Source organism: Nonomuraea composti (assembly GCF_012034275.1).
GTDB classification, from domain to species: Bacteria; Actinomycetota; Actinomycetes; order Streptosporangiales; family Streptosporangiaceae; genus Nonomuraea; species Nonomuraea composti.
In genome coordinates this window covers 53,831-74,075 of sequence record NZ_JAATEP010000057.1, presented here as the reverse complement: position 1 = coordinate 74,075, position 20,245 = coordinate 53,831, and the positions used below count along the sequence as shown (strand labels likewise).

Annotated in this window: 19 protein-coding genes; 11 read left to right on the top strand and 8 right to left on the bottom strand. The window is 72.9% G+C overall.

Annotation, left to right across the window (positions count from 1 at the left end; all coding sequences use genetic code 11):
- Both HCN51_RS47520 and HCN51_RS47515 read right to left on the bottom strand, forming a co-directional pair.
- The coding region (locus tag HCN51_RS47520) for an early set domain-containing protein (RefSeq protein ID WP_206068720.1) at positions 1-476 on the bottom strand (476 nt) is incomplete at its 3' end.
- A gap of 35 nt (positions 477-511) precedes the next feature.
- Complete coding sequence (locus tag HCN51_RS47515) at positions 512-1,840, bottom strand: extracellular catalytic domain type 1 short-chain-length polyhydroxyalkanoate depolymerase (protein ID WP_346434052.1); 1,329 nt, start codon at positions 1,838-1,840, stop codon at positions 512-514.
- Between the two features lie 361 nt (positions 1,841-2,201).
- Here HCN51_RS47515 and HCN51_RS47510 point away from each other — a divergent pair, with 361 nt between their 5' ends.
- Entirely contained in the window at positions 2,202-3,020 is an 819-nt protein-coding gene (locus tag HCN51_RS47510; RefSeq protein WP_168018504.1) for a GNAT family N-acetyltransferase, read from the top strand.
- A 16-nt stretch (positions 3,021-3,036) separates the two neighbouring features.
- Here the strand turns inward: HCN51_RS47510 and HCN51_RS47505 are convergent, their stop codons facing one another.
- The gene (locus tag HCN51_RS47505; RefSeq protein ID WP_168018503.1) at positions 3,037-4,419 is read right to left on the bottom strand and encodes an FAD-dependent oxidoreductase; all 1,383 of its coding nucleotides are present in this window, start codon (positions 4,417-4,419) and stop codon (positions 3,037-3,039) included.
- A 115-nt stretch (positions 4,420-4,534) separates the two neighbouring features.
- Positions 4,535-6,580 carry an FHA domain-containing protein gene (locus tag HCN51_RS47500; RefSeq protein ID WP_168018502.1) on the bottom strand — a complete coding sequence of 682 codons (2,046 nt, stop codon included), beginning with the start codon at positions 6,578-6,580 and terminating at the stop codon, positions 4,535-4,537.
- A 256-nt stretch (positions 6,581-6,836) separates the two neighbouring features.
- Here HCN51_RS47500 and HCN51_RS47495 point away from each other — a divergent pair, with 256 nt between their 5' ends.
- The gene (locus tag HCN51_RS47495; RefSeq protein WP_168018501.1) at positions 6,837-7,013 is read left to right on the top strand and encodes an ATP-binding protein; all 177 of its coding nucleotides are present in this window, start codon (positions 6,837-6,839) and stop codon (positions 7,011-7,013) included.
- A gap of 12 nt (positions 7,014-7,025) precedes the next feature.
- On the opposite strand, the gene HCN51_RS47490 is transcribed toward HCN51_RS47495, so the two are convergent.
- Positions 7,026-8,027, bottom strand: coding sequence for an AraC-like ligand-binding domain-containing protein (locus HCN51_RS47490; RefSeq protein WP_168018500.1), 1,002 nt, complete (start codon positions 8,025-8,027; stop codon positions 7,026-7,028).
- 524 nt (positions 8,028-8,551) lie between these two features.
- On the opposite strand from HCN51_RS47490, the gene HCN51_RS47485 reads away from it, so the two are divergent.
- From HCN51_RS47485 to HCN51_RS47450, 8 genes are all read left to right on the top strand, one after another.
- Complete coding sequence (locus HCN51_RS47485; protein ID WP_168018499.1) at positions 8,552-8,941, top strand: hypothetical protein; 390 nt, start codon at positions 8,552-8,554, stop codon at positions 8,939-8,941.
- A gap of 344 nt (positions 8,942-9,285) precedes the next feature.
- Positions 9,286-10,062 carry a rod shape-determining protein gene (locus tag HCN51_RS47480; RefSeq protein WP_168018498.1) on the top strand — a complete coding sequence of 259 codons (777 nt, stop codon included), beginning with the start codon at positions 9,286-9,288 and terminating at the stop codon, positions 10,060-10,062.
- Positions 10,063-10,156: 94 nt separating this feature from the next.
- Positions 10,157-10,483, top strand: a complete 327-nt coding sequence (locus tag HCN51_RS47475; protein WP_240973997.1) for a TraR/DksA family transcriptional regulator — start codon at positions 10,157-10,159, stop codon at positions 10,481-10,483.
- Positions 10,484-10,535: 52 nt separating this feature from the next.
- Complete coding sequence (locus tag HCN51_RS47470; protein WP_168018496.1) at positions 10,536-12,209, top strand: PucR family transcriptional regulator; 1,674 nt, start codon at positions 10,536-10,538, stop codon at positions 12,207-12,209.
- 262 nt (positions 12,210-12,471) lie between these two features.
- The gene (locus HCN51_RS47465; RefSeq protein WP_168018495.1) at positions 12,472-13,716 is read left to right on the top strand and encodes an NAD(P)/FAD-dependent oxidoreductase; all 1,245 of its coding nucleotides are present in this window, start codon (positions 12,472-12,474) and stop codon (positions 13,714-13,716) included.
- 480 nt (positions 13,717-14,196) lie between these two features.
- On the top strand, positions 14,197-14,415 hold the full coding sequence (locus HCN51_RS47460; RefSeq protein WP_168018494.1) for a hypothetical protein: 219 nt from the start codon (positions 14,197-14,199) through the stop codon (positions 14,413-14,415).
- Positions 14,415-14,756: an ArsR/SmtB family transcription factor gene (locus tag HCN51_RS47455; protein ID WP_168018493.1), complete on the top strand. Its 342-nt coding sequence runs from the start codon at positions 14,415-14,417 to the stop codon at positions 14,754-14,756. The genes HCN51_RS47460 and HCN51_RS47455 overlap by 1 nt, the downstream gene beginning before the upstream one ends.
- Complete coding sequence (locus HCN51_RS47450) at positions 14,753-16,471, top strand: SulP family inorganic anion transporter (RefSeq protein WP_168018492.1); 1,719 nt, start codon at positions 14,753-14,755, stop codon at positions 16,469-16,471. Before HCN51_RS47455 ends, HCN51_RS47450 begins: the two co-directional genes overlap by 4 nt.
- A gap of 47 nt (positions 16,472-16,518) precedes the next feature.
- Here the strand turns inward: HCN51_RS47450 and HCN51_RS47445 are convergent, their stop codons facing one another.
- Together HCN51_RS47445 and HCN51_RS47440 are read right to left on the bottom strand one after the other, a co-directional pair.
- Positions 16,519-17,430, bottom strand: a complete 912-nt coding sequence (locus HCN51_RS47445) for an ADP-ribosylglycohydrolase family protein (protein ID WP_168018491.1) — start codon at positions 17,428-17,430, stop codon at positions 16,519-16,521.
- A 51-nt stretch (positions 17,431-17,481) separates the two neighbouring features.
- On the bottom strand, positions 17,482-17,802 hold the full coding sequence (locus HCN51_RS47440; RefSeq protein WP_168018490.1) for a hypothetical protein: 321 nt from the start codon (positions 17,800-17,802) through the stop codon (positions 17,482-17,484).
- A 10-nt stretch (positions 17,803-17,812) separates the two neighbouring features.
- Between HCN51_RS47440 and HCN51_RS47435 the strand changes: the two genes are divergently transcribed.
- On the top strand, positions 17,813-19,156 hold the full coding sequence (locus HCN51_RS47435; protein WP_168018489.1) for a hypothetical protein: 1,344 nt from the start codon (positions 17,813-17,815) through the stop codon (positions 19,154-19,156).
- Here the strand turns inward: HCN51_RS47435 and HCN51_RS47430 are convergent, their stop codons facing one another.
- The gene (locus HCN51_RS47430) at positions 19,157-20,146 is read right to left on the bottom strand and encodes a sugar-binding transcriptional regulator (protein ID WP_168018488.1); all 990 of its coding nucleotides are present in this window, start codon (positions 20,144-20,146) and stop codon (positions 19,157-19,159) included.
- Between the last annotated feature and the right edge of the window lie 99 nt (positions 20,147-20,245).

Below are 20,245 nucleotides of genomic sequence, written 5' to 3'. Positions count from 1 at the left end.
TTGCCGCCCTGCCCCTGCGGCACGTCCGCGAGCAGGCGCACCGACTCGCCGGGCACGAAGAACGTGCTCCACAGCGGCTTGGAGGCCACGCCGGTGCTGTTCGTCGGGTCCTTGAGCCCCTTGGTGTCGTCACCCGTGACCTGGTACGAGTACAGGCCGGGCTTGAGGGGGCCGATCGCCCCCGTCCAGACGTCGCCCCGGCGGGTCAGGCCGTAGTCCGCCCAGGCGAAGGAGGGGCCGAAGTTGCCCTCGACGTTGAGCTGCGCCACCTGGCCCACGTTGGCCTCGACGTACGCCGCGGGCACGTTGAACGCCACGTAGCCGTCCTCGGAGACGTCCAGCCACGGGGCGTCCGCGACCGCCGGTCGCGGCGCGAGCGACACCGCCGCGATCGCCATGACCCCGGCCGCGATCGCCGCCGAGAGCCGGCGCACTCCTTGAGGGCGCGAAGTGCCGTGATCAGGTGCGAAGGGCATGCGAAACTCCCCTGACGAAGCCGGCCGCCGGAAGGTCAGCCGCGGGTCCAGCGCTGGTTGGCGCCGCCGTGGCAGGACCAGATCTGCAGCCTGGCGCCGTTGGCGGTGGTGTTGCTCGGCACGTCCAGGCACTTGTTCGCGCCCACCGCGGTGATGCTGCCGTCGGCGTTGAGGCGCCACTGCTGGTTGCTCTGGCCGCTGCAGTCCCAGATGATCACGCTGCTGCCGTCGGCGGTGGCGCGGTTGCTGACGTCCAGGCACTTGCCGCCGTACACGCGCAGCTCACCGGCGGCGGTGGGCGTCCACTGCTGGTTGGCCTGGCCGTTGCAGTCCCAGATCTGCGCCTGCGCGCCGTTGGCCTGCGAGGCGCCGGCGACGTCGAGGCACCTGCCGGACGCCACGTTCTTGATCGTGCTCGCGCCCGTGGGAGTCGGATCCGGATCCGGATCCGGTGTCGTCGCGTCGAGGCCGAGGAAGGAGATGGCGTAGGCGAGCTGGCCGCTCATCGGCAGCTGGTGCCCGACGCCGGAGATGCTGATGCCCTCGACGGTGGCCCGGGTCGAGGTGTCACCGTACCGGGTGCGGGTCCAGGACGACTGCGGATGGTCCGTCAGGGCGGGGGTCTGGCTCAGCCCGTTCAGGTTCGTCCACTGCTTGATCTCTTCGCCGAAGTTGGGGTAGGCCAGCGTGGTGTCCGTGGTGCCGTGCCACAGCTGCATGCGCGGGTAGCGGCCGGTGTAGCCGGGATACATGGCGCGGGCCTGGTCGCCCCACTGCTGGGCGGTCTTGACGAGCTGCCCGCCGGAGCACTGGCTGTTCCACAGCGAGCCGTTGGTGGTGGCGAAACATCCGGCCGGTACGCCGGAGAAGGCCGATCCGGCGGCGAACACGTCGGGGTACTGGGCGGCCAGCACGTTGGTCATCATCGCGCCGGAGGAGAAGCCGCTGACCACGATCCGGCCGGGGTCGACGTTGTAGCGCTGGCGGGCGTAGGCGACCATCGCCATGATGCCGGTCGAGTCGCCGCCGCCGTCGCGCCTGAGAGCGGCCGGGGTGGACACGTCGAAGCACTTCTCCGAGCGGGTGGCCTCGGGCAGGACGATGAGGTAGCCGTACCGGTCGGCGGCGGTGACGTAGTCGTGCCCGTTGCCGTTGAAGATCGCACTGGCGGATCCGCCGCAGTAGTGGACCAGGACCAGCAGCGCCGGCCGGGCCGCGACCCGGTCCGGCACGTACAGGTACATGTTCAGGTTCGTCGGGTTGGTGCCGAAGCCGGTCACCCGGGTCAGCGACGCCGCTCCGGCGGGCGTGATGCCCAGCAGCACGGCGGCGGCCAGCAACGCCGCGGCGACGGCCGCTGACACGGCGGACAATCCTCGTTTCACCCTGTGTCCTCCCATCAGGACGCCGTGCAGGACCCGCGGTGGTGGCGAAACGGAGCAAATATGAGGCCGAAACGTACTGTCAAGAAGCCCCTGGTTCGCCCCGGGATGGGGGAGGGGGCGGGTGGGCGCACCTACCTCGCGTTCCGCGCCGGGGCGGAGGAGGACCGGCCATGAAACTTTCATGCCGGAAGCGCGGTACCGAAAGTTTCGGGAGGAAGCAGTCGGAGGTGAGGCCAGAACAACTAACTTGGATCCAGAGAGATGTTTCCGAAATTTTCCGAAGATTCGTCGATACGTTTCGGCGAGCTGCCGGGGCGGCGAACGGAGTAGGTTCAGGCCCGTGAGCGATATCCGACTCCTCGGCCCCGAGGACCTGCCCCTGTGCCGGCGGCTCGAAAGCGACCGCGGGTGGTCCACCGACGAGGCCAAATGGCGGTTGATGTTCGAGGTGGGCGAGGTCCACGCCATTGACGCGGCCGACGGCGACGGCCTGGCCGGGTGCGTCGTGGTGACCCGCTACGGCGACTCGCTGGCCGGCGTCGGCATGATGCTGGTCGCCGGCCGGTACGGCAGGCAGGGCCTCGGCACCCGGCTCATGGAGCACGCCCTGGAGGTGGCCGGCGACCGCGTCGTGGAGCTGACCGCGACCCGCTTCGGCCGCCCCGTCTACGAACGGCTGGGCTTCCGCCCCACCGGCAGCCTGACGATCAACGCGGGCCCGCTGCGGGGGACGTCGTGGCCGCCCGCGGTCCGCGCCGCCACCCCGGACGACCACGCCGCGCTCCTCGCCTTGGACGCCGAGGTCACGGGGGCCGACCGGAGCACGGCGCTGACGGCGCTGCTGGCCAGGGCCGAGCACACGGTCGTCACCGACGGCGGCTTCGCCGTGGCCTGGAACGCCGGCCCCCACCGCGTCGTCGGCCCCGTGGTCGCACCTTCGGAGGAGGCCGCCCGCGATCTCATCCTGGCCGCCGCGCACGACGCCGACCGCGACGTACGCATCGACCTGCTGGACGCCTACCCGGGCCTGCGCCCGTGGCTCACCGGCCTGGGCCCCGCCGAGGGCCCCGCGCCCCTGCCCACGATGGTCCGCGGCGCCGACCGCCACCCGGGCGACCGCGGGCGCTACGTGGCGCCCATCCTCATCTCGATGGGCTGACCGGACGGCGCTCGCGCTACAGCCGCTCGGCCAGGCGCCGGGCCGCGATCTGGACGATCTCCCACGCGGTGGAGAACGGCGGCGCGTAGGACAGATCCGACCAGGCCAGGTCGTCGACGGTCGCGCCGTGCCACAACGAGGTGGCGACGGTGTCGATGCGTTTGCCCGCGCCCCGCCCGCCGACGATCTGCGCGCCCACCAGCCGGTGGTCCGACGGCGACGCGAGCAGCTTCACCGCGATCGGGTCGGCCTCGCTCATGTAGCCGCTGGCCGTGCTGCCCTCGGTGACGAGGGCCGCCACCTCGATGCCGGCGGCGGCCGCCTCGTGCTCGTTCAGGCCGGTACGGGCGATCTCCAGGTACGTCGGGCCCGCGGCGAACCGGGTGATGGCGGTGCCCAGCACGCCGCCGAACCGCAGCGTGCCCGGGGTGACGAGGTTCGTGCCGACGATGCGGCCCTGCTTGTTGGCATGGGTGCCGAGCGGCAGGTACGTCCACGCGCCGGTGAGCCGGTGCCGGGCCTCGCAGCAGTCGCCGGCCGCCCAGATGCCGTCGGCCAGGCTCCCGTCCGGCTCGGGCCGCAGGCCGCCGCCGGGGCCGCTGGGCAGCTTGTCGAGGTCGAGGAAACCGGTGTTCGGGGTGACGCCCAGCGCCAGCACGACCAGGTCCGCCGGGTGGCGCTCGCCTTCCGCCGTGTACACGCCGCGCACCCGTCCGCCGGCCACGTCCAGCCGCACGACGGGCGAGCCGGTCACGACCCGGACTCCCGCCGCGCGCATCCCCGCCTCGACCCGGGCGGACAGGTCCGGGTCGAGGGAGCTCATCACGCGGGTACGGGTGATGACGGTGACCTCGTGGCCCCGCCTCCTCGCGGCCTCGGCCATCTCGACGCCGATGTAGCCGCCGCCGGCGACGACCACCCGGCCGCCGCTCCCGGGGAGCCCCGCGAGCAGGTCCAGCCACGCCGCGCCGTCCGCGAGCGTCTTCACCGGCGCCACCCCGGCGTACCGCCGCCCCGTACCGGGGTCGACGGCCCAGTCGCGCACCACGGCCGACGCGCCGGTCGCGATCACCAGCTCGTCGTAGCCCAGCACCTGCTCGCCGTCGGCGTCCTGGTAGGTGACGGTGTCGGCCTGCCGGTCGATCGCGGTCGCGGTGGCGCCGAAGCGCAGGTCGATCCCGGCCGCCCGGTGCTGCTCGGCGGTGCGGGCCACCAGCGCGTCGCCGCCGGGCACGTCGCCGGCGATCCAGTAGGGGATGCCGCAGGCGGAGTACGACGTGTCGCCCGTCGCCTCCAGCACGGTCACCGCCAAGCCGGGCCCCGCCGTCCGGAGCGCCTGGTGGGCCGCGCTCATCCCCGCCGCGTCGGCTCCGATGACCAGCAGCCGGATGGCGCTCACCGGGCCACGTCCGTCGAGGTCACGTCCGAGATCGCGTCCGAGATCACGCTCGTCGAGGTCACGGCTCGGAGCCTATCCGGCTCTGAGCGGACATGTCGTGCTCCTTTCGGCTCGTCTACCTGGGGGCCTGTGCCGCCGCCCGCGGTGTCCGGGTGGTCGAGCGGGAGATGAGCCTGGTGTGCTGCTCGCGCTCGCTGGCCAGCCGCGGGCCCCACACGGGCTCCGCGTCCGGCGCGGACGCGGGCTCCTCGCGGTAGAAGATGTCGATGTCGACCTCCTCGCCGCCCATGACCACGGTGTCCCACGCCTCGCTGATGACCAGGACGCGCAGGGTCTCGGCCGACAGCCGGCCGAGGTGGGCCCGCAGGGCGGCGTCGTCCGGCAGGCCGGAGACGCGCTGTGACAGGCGGCCCCGGATCGCTCCGAGCCGGTCCATCAGCGTGTCGATGTCCGCCGCGACCTGCGCGTCGGAGCCCGGAGCGGCGGGCGTGGTGGCGCAGCCCTTGGCGATGTTGTCCTTGATGGCGCGGGTCACGCCGTTCTCGTCGGTCGTGACCATCGCCTGCCAGGCGCGGCTCTTGTGCCGGTACTGCAGCATCGCCATGGCGGCCTCGTGACGGATGAAGTCCGCGTCGCGGAAGGGCCGCCCGCGCCAGACCTGGCTGAGCGTACGGGCCAGGGAGATGGCCGAGGCCAGCCCGCTGTTGAGCCCGCGGCCCGGCCAGAAGTGGATGGCGTTGGCGGCGTCGCCGAGCAGGAAACCGTAGGTGCCCGGGGTGGTGGAGGTCGGGGCGTGCAGGCGCGCGGTGAAGCGCGGCCGCTGCACCATGTCGAGCCGGAACGCGGTGACCGCGCTGAGATTGTGCTCGGCCACCCCGAACATCACCAGCCCCTCCTGCACCCGCCGCCACAGGGCCGACCCCTTGATCAGGGCGGGCAGGAACAACGTGCCGTGCGTGGAGCAGTGGAAGTCGCCGTCGCCGGTGCGGCCCATCATGCACGGGTTGGCGGCCACGCACTCCTCGAACACGCGGCGCACGGGATCGATGCCGACGACCTCCGCCGCCTCCTCGTCGGTGAGCCGCATGTTGAGGAAGCCCTCGCCGCCCAGCGCGTTGAGCAGGTAGCGGTTCTGAGCCACGGTCAGCAGGACCGACATGGCGTCGGGCAGGTCGGACTTGACGCGCAGGCCCAGCACCACATCCTGCAGGTGCTTGCCGTCGAGGGAGTAGATCGAGCTGTCGGCGGTGCCGAACTTGGCGGAGAACCGCTCCCGCGTCCGCGAGCGGCCGCCCTCGCAGATGGCGAGCACGTGATCCTGCTTCGCGCTGTCGCCGTGCTCGTCGGGGTCGAAGCGGGCGGGGACGAGCCGGATGCGGTCGGGCTTCTCGCCCGCCATCTCCAGGAGGGTGTCCTCGATGTAGGCGATGCGGAGGTTGCGGGGGGCGTGCCCCCGGATGGAGTCGGGGCCGGGCGGCCACATCTCCGAGTACGCCCCGGGCTCGAACAGCCGGGTCTGCACCGGGCCGGGGAGATTCAGGTACTGGCGGCTCTGCACGGTGACGACCTGCTGACGTCGTACGTTGCCCTGCTCCTGGCCCTTCCACACGACCCGGGAGCCGTCCTGGGTCCAGCGGCCGTCGTACACGGTGACGGCGACCCGCGGGCCCATGAGGTGCTCCAGGAGGAGTGCGAAGCTCAGCCCGACGGGGCCGCCGCCTGAAACGGTCACCCGGAGCACCGGCCCCGGATCAGGCGGCTGCGCGGGCCCGCCGGTTCGCGGCAGCGTGGATCCGCCTGCGTGCGGTTGCAAGGGGCCGCCGTAGACGGTCGCGCCGTCGTCGAGGGCGCCGAGGATCGTCGCGGTGTCGTCGGCGGGCAGGAAGCGGAACTGCTCGTCGCCGATCGTGATCAGATCGCCGGACCGGAGCACCTGTGAGGTGACGCGCCTGCCGTTGACCAGCGTCCCGTTGCGGCTTCCCAGGTCGTGCAGGACGTACTGCCCCGCCTCATGGCGGATCTCGGCGTGGCGGCGCGAGGCTCGTTCGCTGGAGAGCACCACGCTGGAGTCGGTCCTGCGGCCGAAGGTGGTCGGTGTGTCACCGAGCGGGAAGCGGCGGTCGGCGAGAGGGCCGCCGTGTCCGACGATGGCAGGGGGCATGATGCCTTCCTTATCGTGAAAAATCGTGACAAGAGCGCTGGCCATCGATGCGTTCTCGTCCATCATGGGCGATCAGAGGCGGCCGCGTAAGTGAGAAATACGCACATCCGGCGCGGCCCGGCCCGCGAACCCGTGCCCCCGTACGATGCCTCGCCTCGTCCGCTCGCAAGTGTCCGGCAGGGAAACCGGCAAGCGGGATCCGCATGCGGGGAGATGTCAGGCGGTACGAGCCGATGCACGCGCGGAGGCGATGGGCATGACAGCGGGCGCGCCGCGGCTCGGCGCGGCCGGGTCGGGGGCCACGCGGGGGCGCGGGCTGTTCCTCGTGGACCACCTCTCCCGAGGCTGGGGGGTCACCCGGCGGCCCGACCACACCGGCGTCTGGTGCGGGATCGGCTGCACCTGCGCGGCACCCGTACCGGCCGCCGCCTGAAGGATCGGCGGATCAGGCGCCTGTGTGTCCTTCCAGGGTCGCGGTTCCGTCGAGGACGTGGCGGCGGTACGCGGCGGGCGGCATGCCGTACGCGGCGCGGAAGACCCGGCTGAAGTGCGCCGCATCGGAGAAGCCCCACCGGGCGGCGACGGCACGGACGGGATAAGGGCGCAACCGGGGATCGGCCAGGTCCTGGCGGCACCGTTCCAGGCGCAGGTGCCGGATCCGGGCCGACACGGTCATGTCGTGCCTGGCGAACAGGTCGTGCAGGTGGCTCGTGGAGATCTGGTGAGCGGCGGCGATGGTGCCGGGGGACAGGCCGGGATCGGCCAGCCGCTGCTGGATGTAGTCGCTGATGCGCAACCACAGCAGGCGCCGGCGTGCCTCGGCCGTATCGGCGAGGGGGCGGTTCACGTAGGGGGCGAGCACGGCCACCACCAGGTCCACGGTGATCGCGGCCAGCGCAGGGGCGTCCTGAGGGTCGAACTCCTCGCCGCGGCGCACGAGATCGGTCAGCCAGCGAGCCAGCACGCCGCCGAGCCCCCGATCGGCGCGGAACGCCATGGAGGTGAGCTCGTCGACGGCGTTGGACGGCAGAGGAAGCCGGTGCCGGGGAATCTGAACGGTGACGCCCGAGGCCGGCCCTCTCGTCTGCCGGCGCCACCCCTCCAACGGCCGGTAGGTGTCGAGCAGCGTGAGCCGGCCGGCCCCGAACACCGTCTCCCGGCCCGCCTGCCGCAATCCCGTCTCGCCGCTGTGCATCACCTTGATCATGTACGCCTCCGGGTCGCGCTGGCGGATCAGCGGCATCGCACGGCGTACCCGTATCGAGGGGTGCCGCACCGCCCCTACCTGGATCTCGCCCAGCGTCAGCACCCGGGTGGCCGCCCGGAAATCCTGGTCGCTGTCGCTGTGGATCCGGACCGGGAACAGGGCCTTGCCGCCCAGCTCCTGCCAGATCGCGAGCCGGTCCCGAGGAGGGAGGTCTTCGGTGTCGATGTGGGTGACCTGCATGACCTTTGTGTAGCGTCCCAGAGCAGGAGAGGGGGCAGCAACGGGGCACCGGGCGGGGCTAGCAGCAATGGCTGCCTCTGACGGAAGCGGAGCCGGCGCTCACGACCGCGAACCCCGCCGCGAGCCCGAAGGAGATCAAGACCGCGAGAACCGCGGACACAAGACGGTGACACATGGCTCCTCCCGAAGAACTGGACTTCATTCGAGATTCACAAAGAAAGCCCGTCGCGTCATTGCCTGCCAGTCCGCGAAAAGTCGTCCGGCGATCCGTGAACCGCTGACCTCACCGCCCCGGAGAGCCGGCGGTGGGTCAGGGGGATGGCTCAGATCAGGCCCAGGGCCAGCATGGCACGTTGTCGTAGATCGACGACAGTTTCTCGGGCAACACGTGCTCCCCGTATCACTGGTGTCATCGCCCTCACTTTACGGATCGGCGTGTTGTGAGGAGCAGGTGCCCTGGGGGCGTCCGTCCTGATCAATGGCCTGACATGCCTTTTCTGCTGGGCTGGGCTATGGTCGGGCCTATGAGGGGGCCGTGGAGAACACCACACGGGTCCATCGCGTTCAGCGGCGTGATGGGCCTGGTTCTGCTGTCCCTCATCGCGTTGATGCTCGCCGGTCCCGGGGGCGGCTCCGTTGCGACCCCTGGCCCCGCCACGGCCGCGCAGGCATCCGCCGGCCACGTGTGGGCTCCCGGCGGGCAGGACGTCGACCTGTCCAGCCTGCCGCCGCAGGCCGGGAACGTGCGCGAGCACCACGTGCTGTCGTTGTGGCGGGTCGTGCGCGGCACCGGGCAGGCCGAGGCCGCCCACCTGGCGCTGCTGGGCGTTTCAGGGGCGGACCGCGAGCTGCTGCGGGATCCGCAACAGCTCGCTCACCGCACCGCGGGGTCACGAAGCCCGCCGCTCGCCTGACCCGCGTCTCCTCCGCCCAGCCCGCGTCTCCTCCGTCCGGCCGGTGTCTCCTTCGCCCTGGCCGGCGTCTTCTCCCTGGGCCGACGCCTTTTCCGTGGTGAGGCGTCCTCGCGTCGCGGACTTCACCAGCGAGTCCTCGTAGGGACTCCCTGACCTGTCGTCATGTCCGGGCCCGTTCGTCCGGGCCGTCTGCTGTGGGGGCGGCTGCCGCATGCCGCCTTCCGCCTCGACATCAGCTAGGAGCTGATCATGCCCGTTGCCGAAGAACCCTTCGCGGCGCGACGACGTCCGCGTGGATCCGTGTCCCGCCGGCCGGCCACCCGCGTGCTGCGGGGAGGGGCGGCATGAACGCGTGGCGGCGCTTCGTGGCGCTGGACCTCGGCACCGCCCGCACCCGCTCGCTGATCCTCGGCGGGCAGGCCATCGCCGACCGGCCGTCGGTGGTCGTGCGGCGCCCGTCCGGCGCCGGTGCGGCGGACGTGGTGCGGCCGGTCCGGCACGGCATGGTGGCCGACCGGGGCGCGTGCGCGCGGCTGGTGCGGCTGGCGTTGCGCGACACCCGGCTCTACGACAGCCGGCCGCTGGAGCGGGTGCTGGCCGGAGTGCCGGTGGCGGCGTCGCCCGGCGACCGCGAGGCGGTCCGCGCCGCGGTCGAGGGGATCGCCGGGTGCGAGGTGGCCCTGGTGGAGGAGCCGCTCGCGGCCGCCGTCGGCGCCGGTCTGGACGTTCTCGGCGCCCGTCCCCGGCTGCTGCTGGACGTCGGGGCGGGCATCGTCGAAGCCGTCGTCCTGCGGGACGGGGTGGTCAGCGACGCGGTCAGCCTCCAGCTCAGCACCACCACCGGCACGGGGCCGACCGCGGACGCGGTGGACGGCATCGCCGACATGACGGCGGGCCTGCTCCGCCGCCTCCCGGCCGCCACCCGCCCGGCCGCCCGATCCCGTGGCCTCGTCGTCACCGGCGGCGGCGCGCACCACGAGCACCTGCTCCGCCGGCTGCGCACCGCCCTGCGGGCACCGGTCGCCGCAGCGCCCCAGCCGCAGTACGCCATCGTCCGCGGCCTGATGCGCCTCTGCCTGCAACCGGCCTTGGCGGGCCACCCCGCCTCGCCGGCCCGCTGACACGCCCGCTCCCGGCGCACCATCCCGCTCGGCCGGGTCGCCGGCCTGCCCACGGCTTTCTGCCGCGTACCCTCACGGAAAGGAACGAATGATCATGAGCACCCACCTCAGCAGCGTGCAGCTGCAGGCTCTGCGCGAGGACCTGCGGGAGCAGCTCGAGCAGCGCAAACGGCACCTGGACGAGCTGCGCGAGCAGGAACGCGACAGCAACGGCGGCGAGGGCACCTGGCAGGAGCTGGTCGCCTCGGCCGCCGCCGCCGAGCGCGCCGTCGCCGAGCTGTCCCGGGCCTTCGAACGGCTGGCGGCCGGCACCTACGGCCGGTGCACGCACTGCGAAGCGGGCATCCCGTTCGAACGGCTGGAGATCCGGCCGCTGGCCCGCACCTGCATCGACTGCCAGCGGCGGCACGAGGCCGCCTGACACCACGGAGGGGCAGGTCATCCTGCCCCTCCCCTCTTCCCGGAAGCTGATCATGATCACACTGGACCGCCTGGTGAACGTCCTCGGCGGGTACGGCGTGCGGCTGTGCAACCGGCCCGAGGCCCGCGCCGCCTGGCTGCACGGCGTGGCCGTGCCCGACGCCGCCGACCCGCACGTCACGGGCGACCTGCTCCTGGCCATCGGCACCGGCTCGATCGAGGAGGCGGTGCGCTGCGCCGTCGCGGCCAAGGCCACAGCCGTCCTGGTCCGGCCCGCCCCGTCCGGCGGCCCAGGGGAGAGCGGCGGCGGCCTGGACCGGCAGGCCGCCGCGCTCGGTGACCGGCACCAGGTGGCGGTGCTGCTGGCCGACCCCGCCATGCCGTGGAGCCAGCTCGCCGGGGTCGTGTACGGGCTGGTGCTGGAGAGCCGCGAGACCGCCTCCGGGCGCGGCCCGACCGACCTGTTCGCCCTGGCCGACAGCCTGGCCGACACCCTCGGCGGCGCGGTGACCATCGAGGACCGGCACTCGCGCGTACTCGCCTACTCCCGCTCCCAGCAGGCGGGTGACCCCGCGCGGCTGGAGACCATCCTCGCCCGCCGCGTTCCCGACCGGCTGCGCGAGCTGTTCCAGCGGCGGGGGGTGTTCGACCGGCTGGCGGCGGCGGACGAGCCGGTGTTCGTGCCCGCCGACCCCGAGCACGGCCTGACGGCGCGGACGGTCGTGCCGGTACGGGCCGGTCGCGAGCTGCTCGGCTCGGTCTGGGTGACCTGCGAACGCCCGCCGGCCGGCGCCCACCGCCGCGCCCTCGCCGACGGCGCGCACACCGTCGCGCTGCACCTGCTGCGTTCCCGGGCCAGCGCCGATCTGGAGCGGCAGGTGGAGTCCGACCTGATCATCCGGCTGCTGGAAGGCGGCGCCGACGCCCCCACGGTGATCAGCCGGCTGGGGCTGGCGCCGCAGCCGCTGCGGGTCGTCGCCGTGCGCGCCCACACCGACGGCGACCGGCACCTCGACGGCGACCGGCACCTCGGTGGTGAGCGGCATCTCGGTGGTGAGCGGCAGGTCGGTGGGGATCGGCAGGTCGGTGGGGATCGGCAGGTCGGTGGGGATCGGCATGCCGCGTTGCTGCTGGCCTTCGAGCAGGCCACCACCGGGTTCGGCTGGTCCAGGCCGGGCCGTAGCGCGTTGCTCGGTGACACGCTCTACACCGTCCTGCCCGCCGAGCAGGCCGGCGCGGCGCGGAGGTGGATCTCCGCACTGCGCGCGGAGCTGCCCGCTCAAGTACGCGTCGCCGCCGGCATCGGCGCGCCCGCCGAGGCCGCCGAGCTGCCCGCCGGCCGCCAGGAGGCCGACGAGTGCCTGGCGCTGCACGAGAGCAGGCCCGGCGACGTCCCGCCCGCCTACGACGAATCGTGGGACGACATCCTGCTGCGACGCCTGCGCGCGGCCGTGCGCACGGGCCGGACCCCGGCTCGCGGACCGGTGTCCACGCTGCTGCGGCACGACGCCCGCCACGGCACGCGCTTCGTCGCCACGTTGCGGGCCTGGCTGGAGTGCCAGGGCGACCCCGTGCCGGCGGCCGAGCGTCTCGGCGTGCATCCCAACACCGTGCGGAACCGGTTGCGCAAGATAGGCGAGCTCACCCCGCTGAACCTGGGGGACGCCCGGCAGCGCCTGGCCATGACGATCATGCTCGCGGCCGTCGAGGACGAGCCCCGAGCCTGAGCCATGCCCCGAACCCGGGCCGGGACGTGGGGCCAAGCGCGGGTCGAGGAGTGGGGCTGGAACCAGGCCGGGGCGTGGGACCGAGCCGGAGCCGGGGACGGGACTGAGTCCGGGCCGGGATGTGGGGGCGGGCCCGTGGCCCCGCCGTTGTGCCGGGCCCACAACGGCGGCGCCGCGGTTGTCGTCCGCCCACAACGCCCCCGCCCGCCCGCGAGGCCATGCTGGCCCTGACATCGGCATTCGTACCCCAGGAGGTTTGGACATGGCCGGGAACTGGCCGCGCTCGGCGATCGTGGTGGGCGCGGGCATCGTGGGCCTGTCGACCGCGTGGTTCCTCCAGGAGCGCGGGGTCGAGGTCGACGTGGTGGACCGCGCGGGGGTGGCGGGCGGCGCGTCCTGGGGCAACGCCGGCTGGGTCGCGCCGGGCCTGGCCATCCCGCTGAACGAGCCGGCCGTGCTGCGTTACGGCCTGCGCTCGCTGCTCGACCCGGCCGCGCCCCTGTACGTGCCCGCCGGTCTCGACCTCGGCCTCTGGCGGTTCCTGCTCCGCTTCGCCGCGAACAGCGGCTGGCGGTCCTGGTCGCGGGCCGCCCGGGCGAACCTGCCGCTCAACGAGGAGTGCGTCGAGGCGTACGAGGTGCTGGCCGCCGGCGGCGTGTCCGCCCCGGTCGTGGACGCGCCGATCACCGCCGCGTTCCGTACCTCACGGCAGGCTGAAGGTCTGCTGCGCGAGCTGCGCAGGCTGCGGCAGGTGGGGCAGCACGTCGAGCACACCGTGCTGGACCGGGACGGGCTCGCCGAGCAGGTCCCGCTCGCCGGCGGGGAGCTGGGCGCGGGGGTGCGCATCGACGGGCAGCGGTACGTCGACCCGGGCGCTTTCGTGCACGCCCTCGGCGAGGCCGTCATGCGGCGGGGCGCGACGGTGTACGCGTTCGAGGTCGACGAGGTGCGTACCGACGACCGTAAGGCGATCGTCCGCTCGGCGAAGGGCACCGTGCTGTCCGCGGACGCGGTGGTGCTCGCGACCGGCGCCTGGCTGCCCCGGCTGGCGCGGCAGTGGGGCGTGCGCGTCCCGGTGCGGGCGGGCCGCGGCTACTCGTTCACGGTGCCGGTCGAGCGTCCCGTGCCCGGCCCCCTCTACCTGCCGGACGTCCGGGTCGCCTGCACCCCCTACCGGGGCGGGCTGCGGGTGGCGGGCACGATGGAGTTCCGCGACCCGGACGCGCCGCGGGTGCCCGCCCGCCTGGAGGCCATCATCGCCTCTGTCCGTCCTTTGCTGCGGGGCGTGCGGTGGGACGAGCGGACCGACGCCTGGGTGGGGCCGCGCCCGATCACCCCGGACGGGCGCCCGCTGGTCGGCAGGACGGTGGCGCCCACCGTGTACGTGGCGGGCGGGCACGGCATGTGGGGCCTGGCGCAGGGCCCGGTCACCGGCCGGCTGCTGGCCGAGTGGATCACCACCGGCAAGCAGCCCGAGGCCCTGGCCGACCTCGACCCGCTGCGTTGATCCACGGGCCGTGGTGCCCGGCCGCGCGGCTACCTGCTGCCCGATCGTGGCGACCCACGACCCGATCGTGGCGACCCACGACCCGAGCGGGGCCATCCGCCCCCCGGTGGCGGCCACGCGCGGACCGCTCGCGGCCGTGACGGGGGTCCCGGCCCTGCCTCTGCCCTGGTCACGCCTTTGCCCTGGCGGGTTTGTCCGGGCGGCATCTGCTGCCCTGGACAGGGCGTGGCTGAGGTGGGGACCGTGTGAGCGAGGCCGAGCGCGCGGGCCTGCCACAAGACGCCAGGAACGAGGTGGCCGCGAGCCGCAAGGTTGCCGGAAGCCGACCGCTCCAGCGGGCCGCCCGGCTCCTCTCATGTATCGAAATTGCGAATTTTCGCAATTTATAGGACGATGATGTTACATGGGCTGGACGAGGCCGGATGACGAGCTGGTGTGAAGCTCCGGCGTCAGGCACCGAAGGAATGCGGGGGAACGGGCGTGAGCGAGGCATTCGCCGCAGCGATCCGGCGCCGGGCCGACGAGGCGGCCGACGCGCTGCACGCGGCCGAACGGGAGGGCGACCCCGACGCGGCGCTGGCAGCCGCCGGAGCGCTGGACGAGGTGTTGCGGATGGCACGCGCCCACGGAGTGAGCACGGATCGCAGCGGCCGTCCCGCGCAGGCCGGTGATGTTCTGGACGGGAAGACGGCGCCCTGATGTCGGTGCCCTTGTACGAGGCCAAGGCCGAGCTGTTCCGGCTGCTGGGGCACCCGGTGCGGATCCGGGTGCTGGAGCTGCTGCAGGACGGGCCGATGCCGGTACGTGATCTGCTGGCCGAGATCGAGGTGGAGCCGACCGGGCTGTCGCAGCATCTGGCCGTGTTGCGCCGCTCGGAGCTGGTCGCCGCACGCCGGGACGGCTCCACCGTCGTGTACGCGTTGTCCGGCGGCGACGTGGCCGAGCTGCTGCGCGCCGCCCGGCACCTGCTGCAGGCCAAGCTCTCGGGCCGCAACGCGCTGCTGAGCGAGCTGCTCAAGTCGGAGGCCGGCGACCGGTGACCCCTGTGCTCTCGGCGGGCTGGGCCCGCCTGCGGGCGGTCCTGCCCGCCTGGGCCGATCTGGCCGCGTTCGGCCGCCATCCGCGCAGGGACCTGCTGGCCGGGCTGACGGTGGCGATCGTCGCGCTGCCACTGGCGCTCGGCTTCGGCATCTCCAGCGGGCTGGGCGCGGAGGCGGGGCTGGCAACCGCAGTGGTGGCCGGCGCGCTGGCCGCCGTCTTCGGCGGCTCCGCCCTACAGGTGTCCGGGCCGACCGGGGCGATGACGGTGGTCCTGGTGCCGATCATGCACGCGCACGGCGCGACCGGAGTGCTGACCGTGGGTGTCATGGCGGGCCTGCTGCTGCTCGGCCTGGCCGTGGCACGGGCAGGCCGGTTCATGACGCTGGTGCCCGCGCCGGTGGTGGAAGGATTCACCCTGGGCATCGCTTGTGTGATCGGGCTGCAGCAGGTGCCCGCCGCGCTCGGCGTCCCCACTCCTGAGGGTGACAAGGTGCTGGCCGTCGCCTGGCAGGCGATACTCGACTTCGCCGCCCGTCCGAACTGGGTCGCCATCGCCATGGCGGTCGCGGTGGCGGCGGTGATCCTGGCCGGCGGGCGGCTGCGGCCCGCTGTGCCGTTCTCGCTGCTGGCCGTCGTCGCCGCCACCCTTGCCGCAGAGCTGGCGGAGCTGCCGGTGGCGCGCATCGGCGCTCTGCCCGCCGGGCTGCCCGCACCGTCGCTGGGGTTCCTGGACGTGGCCGCGCTGAGCTCCCTGATCGCCCCCGCCATCGCGGTGGCCGCGCTGGCCGCGCTGGAATCGCTGCTGTCGGCCGCCGTGGCCGACGGCATGAGCGTCAATCACCAGCACGACCCCGATCGGGAGTTGTTCGGCCAGGGTCTGGCCAACCTGATCGCCCCGCTCTTCGGCGGCGTCCCGGCAACCGGCGCGATCGCCCGCACCGCCGTCAACGTGCGGGCGGGCGCCGCTTCCCGGCTGGCCGCGCTCGCGCACGCCGCGCTCCTGGGCGTCATCGTGTTCACCGCCGCCGACCTGGTGGCCCGCATCCCGCTGGCGGCCCTGGCGGGGGTGCTGCTGGCCACCGCGGTACGGATGGTCGAGGTCGGCTCGGTGCTGGCGATGCTGCGCTCCACCCGGGCCGATGCCGTCGTCCTGGCCTCGACCGCGATCGCCACGCTCGCCCTCGACCTGGTCACCGCCGTCATCGTCGGCCTGATCGTGGCCGGCGCGCTCGCGCTGCGCGCCATCGCCAGGAACGTCCGCCTTGACGCCGTGCCTCTGCACGCCGACCTGCACGCCGATCTGCTCGGAGACCTGCCCGACGTCCGCGGCGCCGAGGAGCACGAGCTGCTGGCCGAGCACATTGTCGCCTACCGGCTGGACGGGCCGCTGTTCTTCGCGGCGGCGCACCGGTTCCTGCTGGAGCTGTCGGAGGTGGCCGACGTCTCGGTGGTCATCTTGCGTATGTCCCGCATCACCACGATCGACGCCAGCGGCGCCCTGGTGCTCGGCGACGCCATCGCCCGCCTGGAGCGGCGTGGTATCACCGTGTACGTCTCCGGCATCCGCGACGACCATCACCGGCCCCTGCACGCCCTCGGCGTGATCGCCCGCCTGGACGAGGCCGGCCAGGTGTTCGCCTCGACACCGGAGGCCATCGCCGCGGCCCGCCGCCATCTCCACCAGGCCGGCATCCTTCCCTCTTCGGCCGGCTGAACCTCGTCACACCGTTCCGCCGCGCGAAGGGATCGGGAAGGCCGAGGTCATACCCGGCCCTGGAAGGGGTGGAGTGCGGGAGCCCCGGCCCAGTCCGGCAGGGGCTCGCAGCGGCTCTTCCACCGCGGCGGCAGGTGGACGTCCTCGGCGGCGGCGACGATGCCTCCGACGATGGCGCACGTGGTGTCGATGTCCCCGCCGGCCGCCGCCGTGGTCCACAGGGCCGCCTCGTAGTCGTGGCGGTGCCGCGCCGCCACCCACAGCGTGAACGGCACCGTGTCGTGCGCGGCGACCCGCCGTCCGTTGCCGAGCGCCCGGGCGGCGAGCAGGGGGTCGCTGATGGTGAGGAGCCGCCGGGCCCCCTCGATGCCGTCGCGGACCAGGCTCGCGGGCACGTGCCGGCTGATCCGGTCGAGGAAGGGCCCGGCGGGCAGGCCGGGCTCGGTCGCGGTCACGGCGGTCGCCACCGCGACGGCCACGGCCCCGGCCACCGCCTCGGGGTGGGTGTGGGTGACCTGCGCCGACAGGCCGGCCTGACGGACGGCTTCGGCCAGGTCGCCGGCGAACCAGGCGCCGAGCGGCGCCACCCGCATCGCGGCGCCGTTGCCCCACGAGCCCTTGCCGTCGAAGAGCCCGGCGGCCAGCGCCCGCCAGCCGGCGCCTTCGCGGACCAGCCGGAGCATCCGGTTCGTGGAGGGGCCGTATCCGCGGTCGAAGTCGTGGCGGGCGGCGAAACTCGCCGCGAGCTCGTCCTGGTCGATGGTGCCGTGCTCGGCCAGGACGCGATAGACGGAGCACGCCATCTCGGTGTCGTCGGTCCACTGCCACGGGCCTGGTGGCAGGGAGCGAGAGGAGAGGGCGTGCCGGTTGGCGGGGACGAAGAACTGGGAGCCGAAGGCGTCACCGAGGGCCAGGCCATGGAGCGAGGCCGTGGCCCGGGCGAGGGGATGTGCTGACATCGCTTCTTATTGTGGCGGATGCCGGGCCCCGCTTCCCCGGCGCCGCTTCCGTCAGGAGAAGGCGTTCGACAGACGCTGCAGGTCGGCGGCGTGGCCGAGCGGTGAGCCGTCCTCGACCCATCGGGGAAGCGTCGCGGGGTTGAACAGGTGCTCGGCGGCGAGCAGCGCCGCCCCTGTGACGCCCTCCATGTGGTCCATCGACGCGGCCCTGACCTCCAGGCCCTGCCCGGCCAGATCGGTGACGCGCCGCAGGATGACCTCGCGGAACACGTCGAGGAAGTAGCCGCCGGTGCGCAGGACGCCGCCGCCGAGCAACGGGCTGAGCGAGGAGGCGATCGAGGAGGGCTGGCGCAAGCCGCTCGCCGTCCCCATGGAGGATCTGGTGGCGGTGCTGCCGTACGTCGCCTTCGTGCAGGCCAAGTTCTTCGACATCGACGAGGAGCTGAACGACCCGCACATCCCGTGGCGCGAGATCCTCCGGACCCTGGTCGAGCACGGCTACGACGTCTACCTGTCCAGCGAGTACGAGGGGGATCGGGCGCCGTACCGCTCGATCGAGCAAGCCGGACAGGAGATCCACGATGATGTGAGCGCGTTATGGGGCCGCCTATTGGCACACGCTGATCAAGGCCATGACGCGGATGGAGGCATTGCCGTGACAATAGCTCCAGGCCGGTGGAAGAGGATGACCGCGATTATGCTGGTCGCCGTGCCCATGGCCCTGTTCAGCGCCATACTCGCCGGGCAGGCGACCGCGCACGTGTCTCCGCGCGAAGGCATTTCCTGGGACTTGGGTGCGGCGGATGCGTTGCTCTATGACTCCGAGTCGGCGGCGCCGGTCACGCAGGACGGCAATGGTTATGAGTTGTACCCGCTGAAAGACCGCTCCGAGCCGCGGAAGCCCTACACCCGTGACGAGATCGAGGGCCTGTTTCCTGAGGGCGGCAGGGCGATACCCGTCAACGTCGACGACGGGCCCCGGCAGGACTGGCCCGGCGTGGTCGCGGAGCTGGACCTGAAGGATCCGTTGACGCGTGGAATGTATCCGCTGGAAAGCGGCAGGTATCCGGCGGCCAAAGGCGAGCTTCTCGTCGTGGCGAGCGAATATGACGATATTCGAGCGGCTGTGGGCGGATTCCAGCCCGGGAGCAGATTCGCCGAGACGGTGAAGATCGTGGGGGTGGCCAAGGACATTCGACGGCACTGGCTCCCTTCCACTGTCTCCTTTCCCGGCAGCGGGCTGGTGGAGAACGGCGGGCGCCGGCACCAATGGCTGGTGGACACGCCGCAGCCCCTTGGCTGGGAGCAGGTAGGCGCGCTGAACCGAAAAGGGCTCTACGTCAGGTCCCGGGCGGTCGTCAACAACCCGCCGCGGCCGGATGAGCGAGCCGAAGCCTTGGACCGGGAATATCACCTGACGCAGCCGGACTATTCGAAGGCCCTCATCTGGGGTGTGGCGGTCTGTGTGGTGCTGGTGTATCCGGGTCTGGTCTTTCTGCTGCGGGGCCGGCGGCGGCTCATCGTGGTCCAGCTGATTCTGGCCGTCCCCGTGAGCATCGGGCTCGGCCTTTTGTGCGCGTCATGGCTGATGCCTTCTTTCGCGGAATCGGCCACCGGCCCTTTCGAAGTGCCTTGGCAGCAGGTTCTGGTCGTGGCCGCCGTGGGGGAGGCCGTCATCGCGCTCGCGCTCCCCAGGGCGATCGGCCGGGCCGTGTTCGGGAGCTGACTACGGCGTTCCCTCGTCGAGGAGCGCGCGGGCGGTCGCCACGTCGGTGATCAGGACGTTCACCCAGCCGCCGCTGATCGCCGCGCGGATGGCCGCGTGCTTGCGCTCGCCGCCGGCCATGCCGATGCGGCGGGGGATGGCGCGCAGGACCTCCGGGTCGATGCCGACGACGCGGCTGTTGAGGTCGCTGTGGATGAGCTGGCCGGCGGTGTCGAAGTAGCGCTGGCAGACGTCGCCGACCGCGTGGGCGGCGATGAGCTGGTCCTGGTCGGCGGGGGCGATGGCGTTGCCGCTGTCGCGCAGCAGGGGGGAGGGCTGCACGCTGCCGATGCCGACGAGGGCCATGGTGAGGCTCTGCCACTCCTTGGTGATCGACTGCATGGCGGTGTCGGCGACCAGGCTGCGGCGGGTCTCGGCGGTGCTGACCAGGCCGGGGGCCTGCACGTAGACGGGCTCGGCGCCGATCAGCTCGGCGAGGTGGCTCAGCAGCCGGTTGGCCTTGGCCTGGACGGCGCCCTCGCCGACACCGCCGGCGAGCTGGACGACGCGGTCGGCGCCGGCCACGCGCAGCGGGTGCAGCCGCTCGGCGACCGACAGGAGGGTCTGGCTCCAGGGGGAGATGCCGATGCGTTCGCCGCCGGCCAGGGTCGATTCGAGGTAGGCCGCTCCGGCGGAGCCGATGCCGGCGATGATCTCCGACTCGTCGCCCTCGACGTCGACGACGACGGCCTCCCGTAACCCGTACCGGCTCTCCAGGCCCTGCTCCAGGGCCAGGTGCACGCCCTGCGAGACGACGACCACCGTGCGGACGATGCCGATCTCGCCGGCCCGCTTCAGCAGGCGGGACACCTTCGTCTGGGAGATGTGCAGGGCGTCGGCGATGTCGGCCTGGCGGATGCCCTGTTCGTGGTACATGTGCGCGACCTTGGTGATCAGCCGCACCCTGCCGTCGGAGGCGGACCGGCCGGCGCCGCTCGCATGGACAGCCATCAGGATCCGTCCCCTTCGTCGTCGCGGAGTTTCCTCGCCTGACATTGTCCACGCGCGGCGTCACTCCTCGTACATGCCGCACTGAGGCGTTCGCGGCCC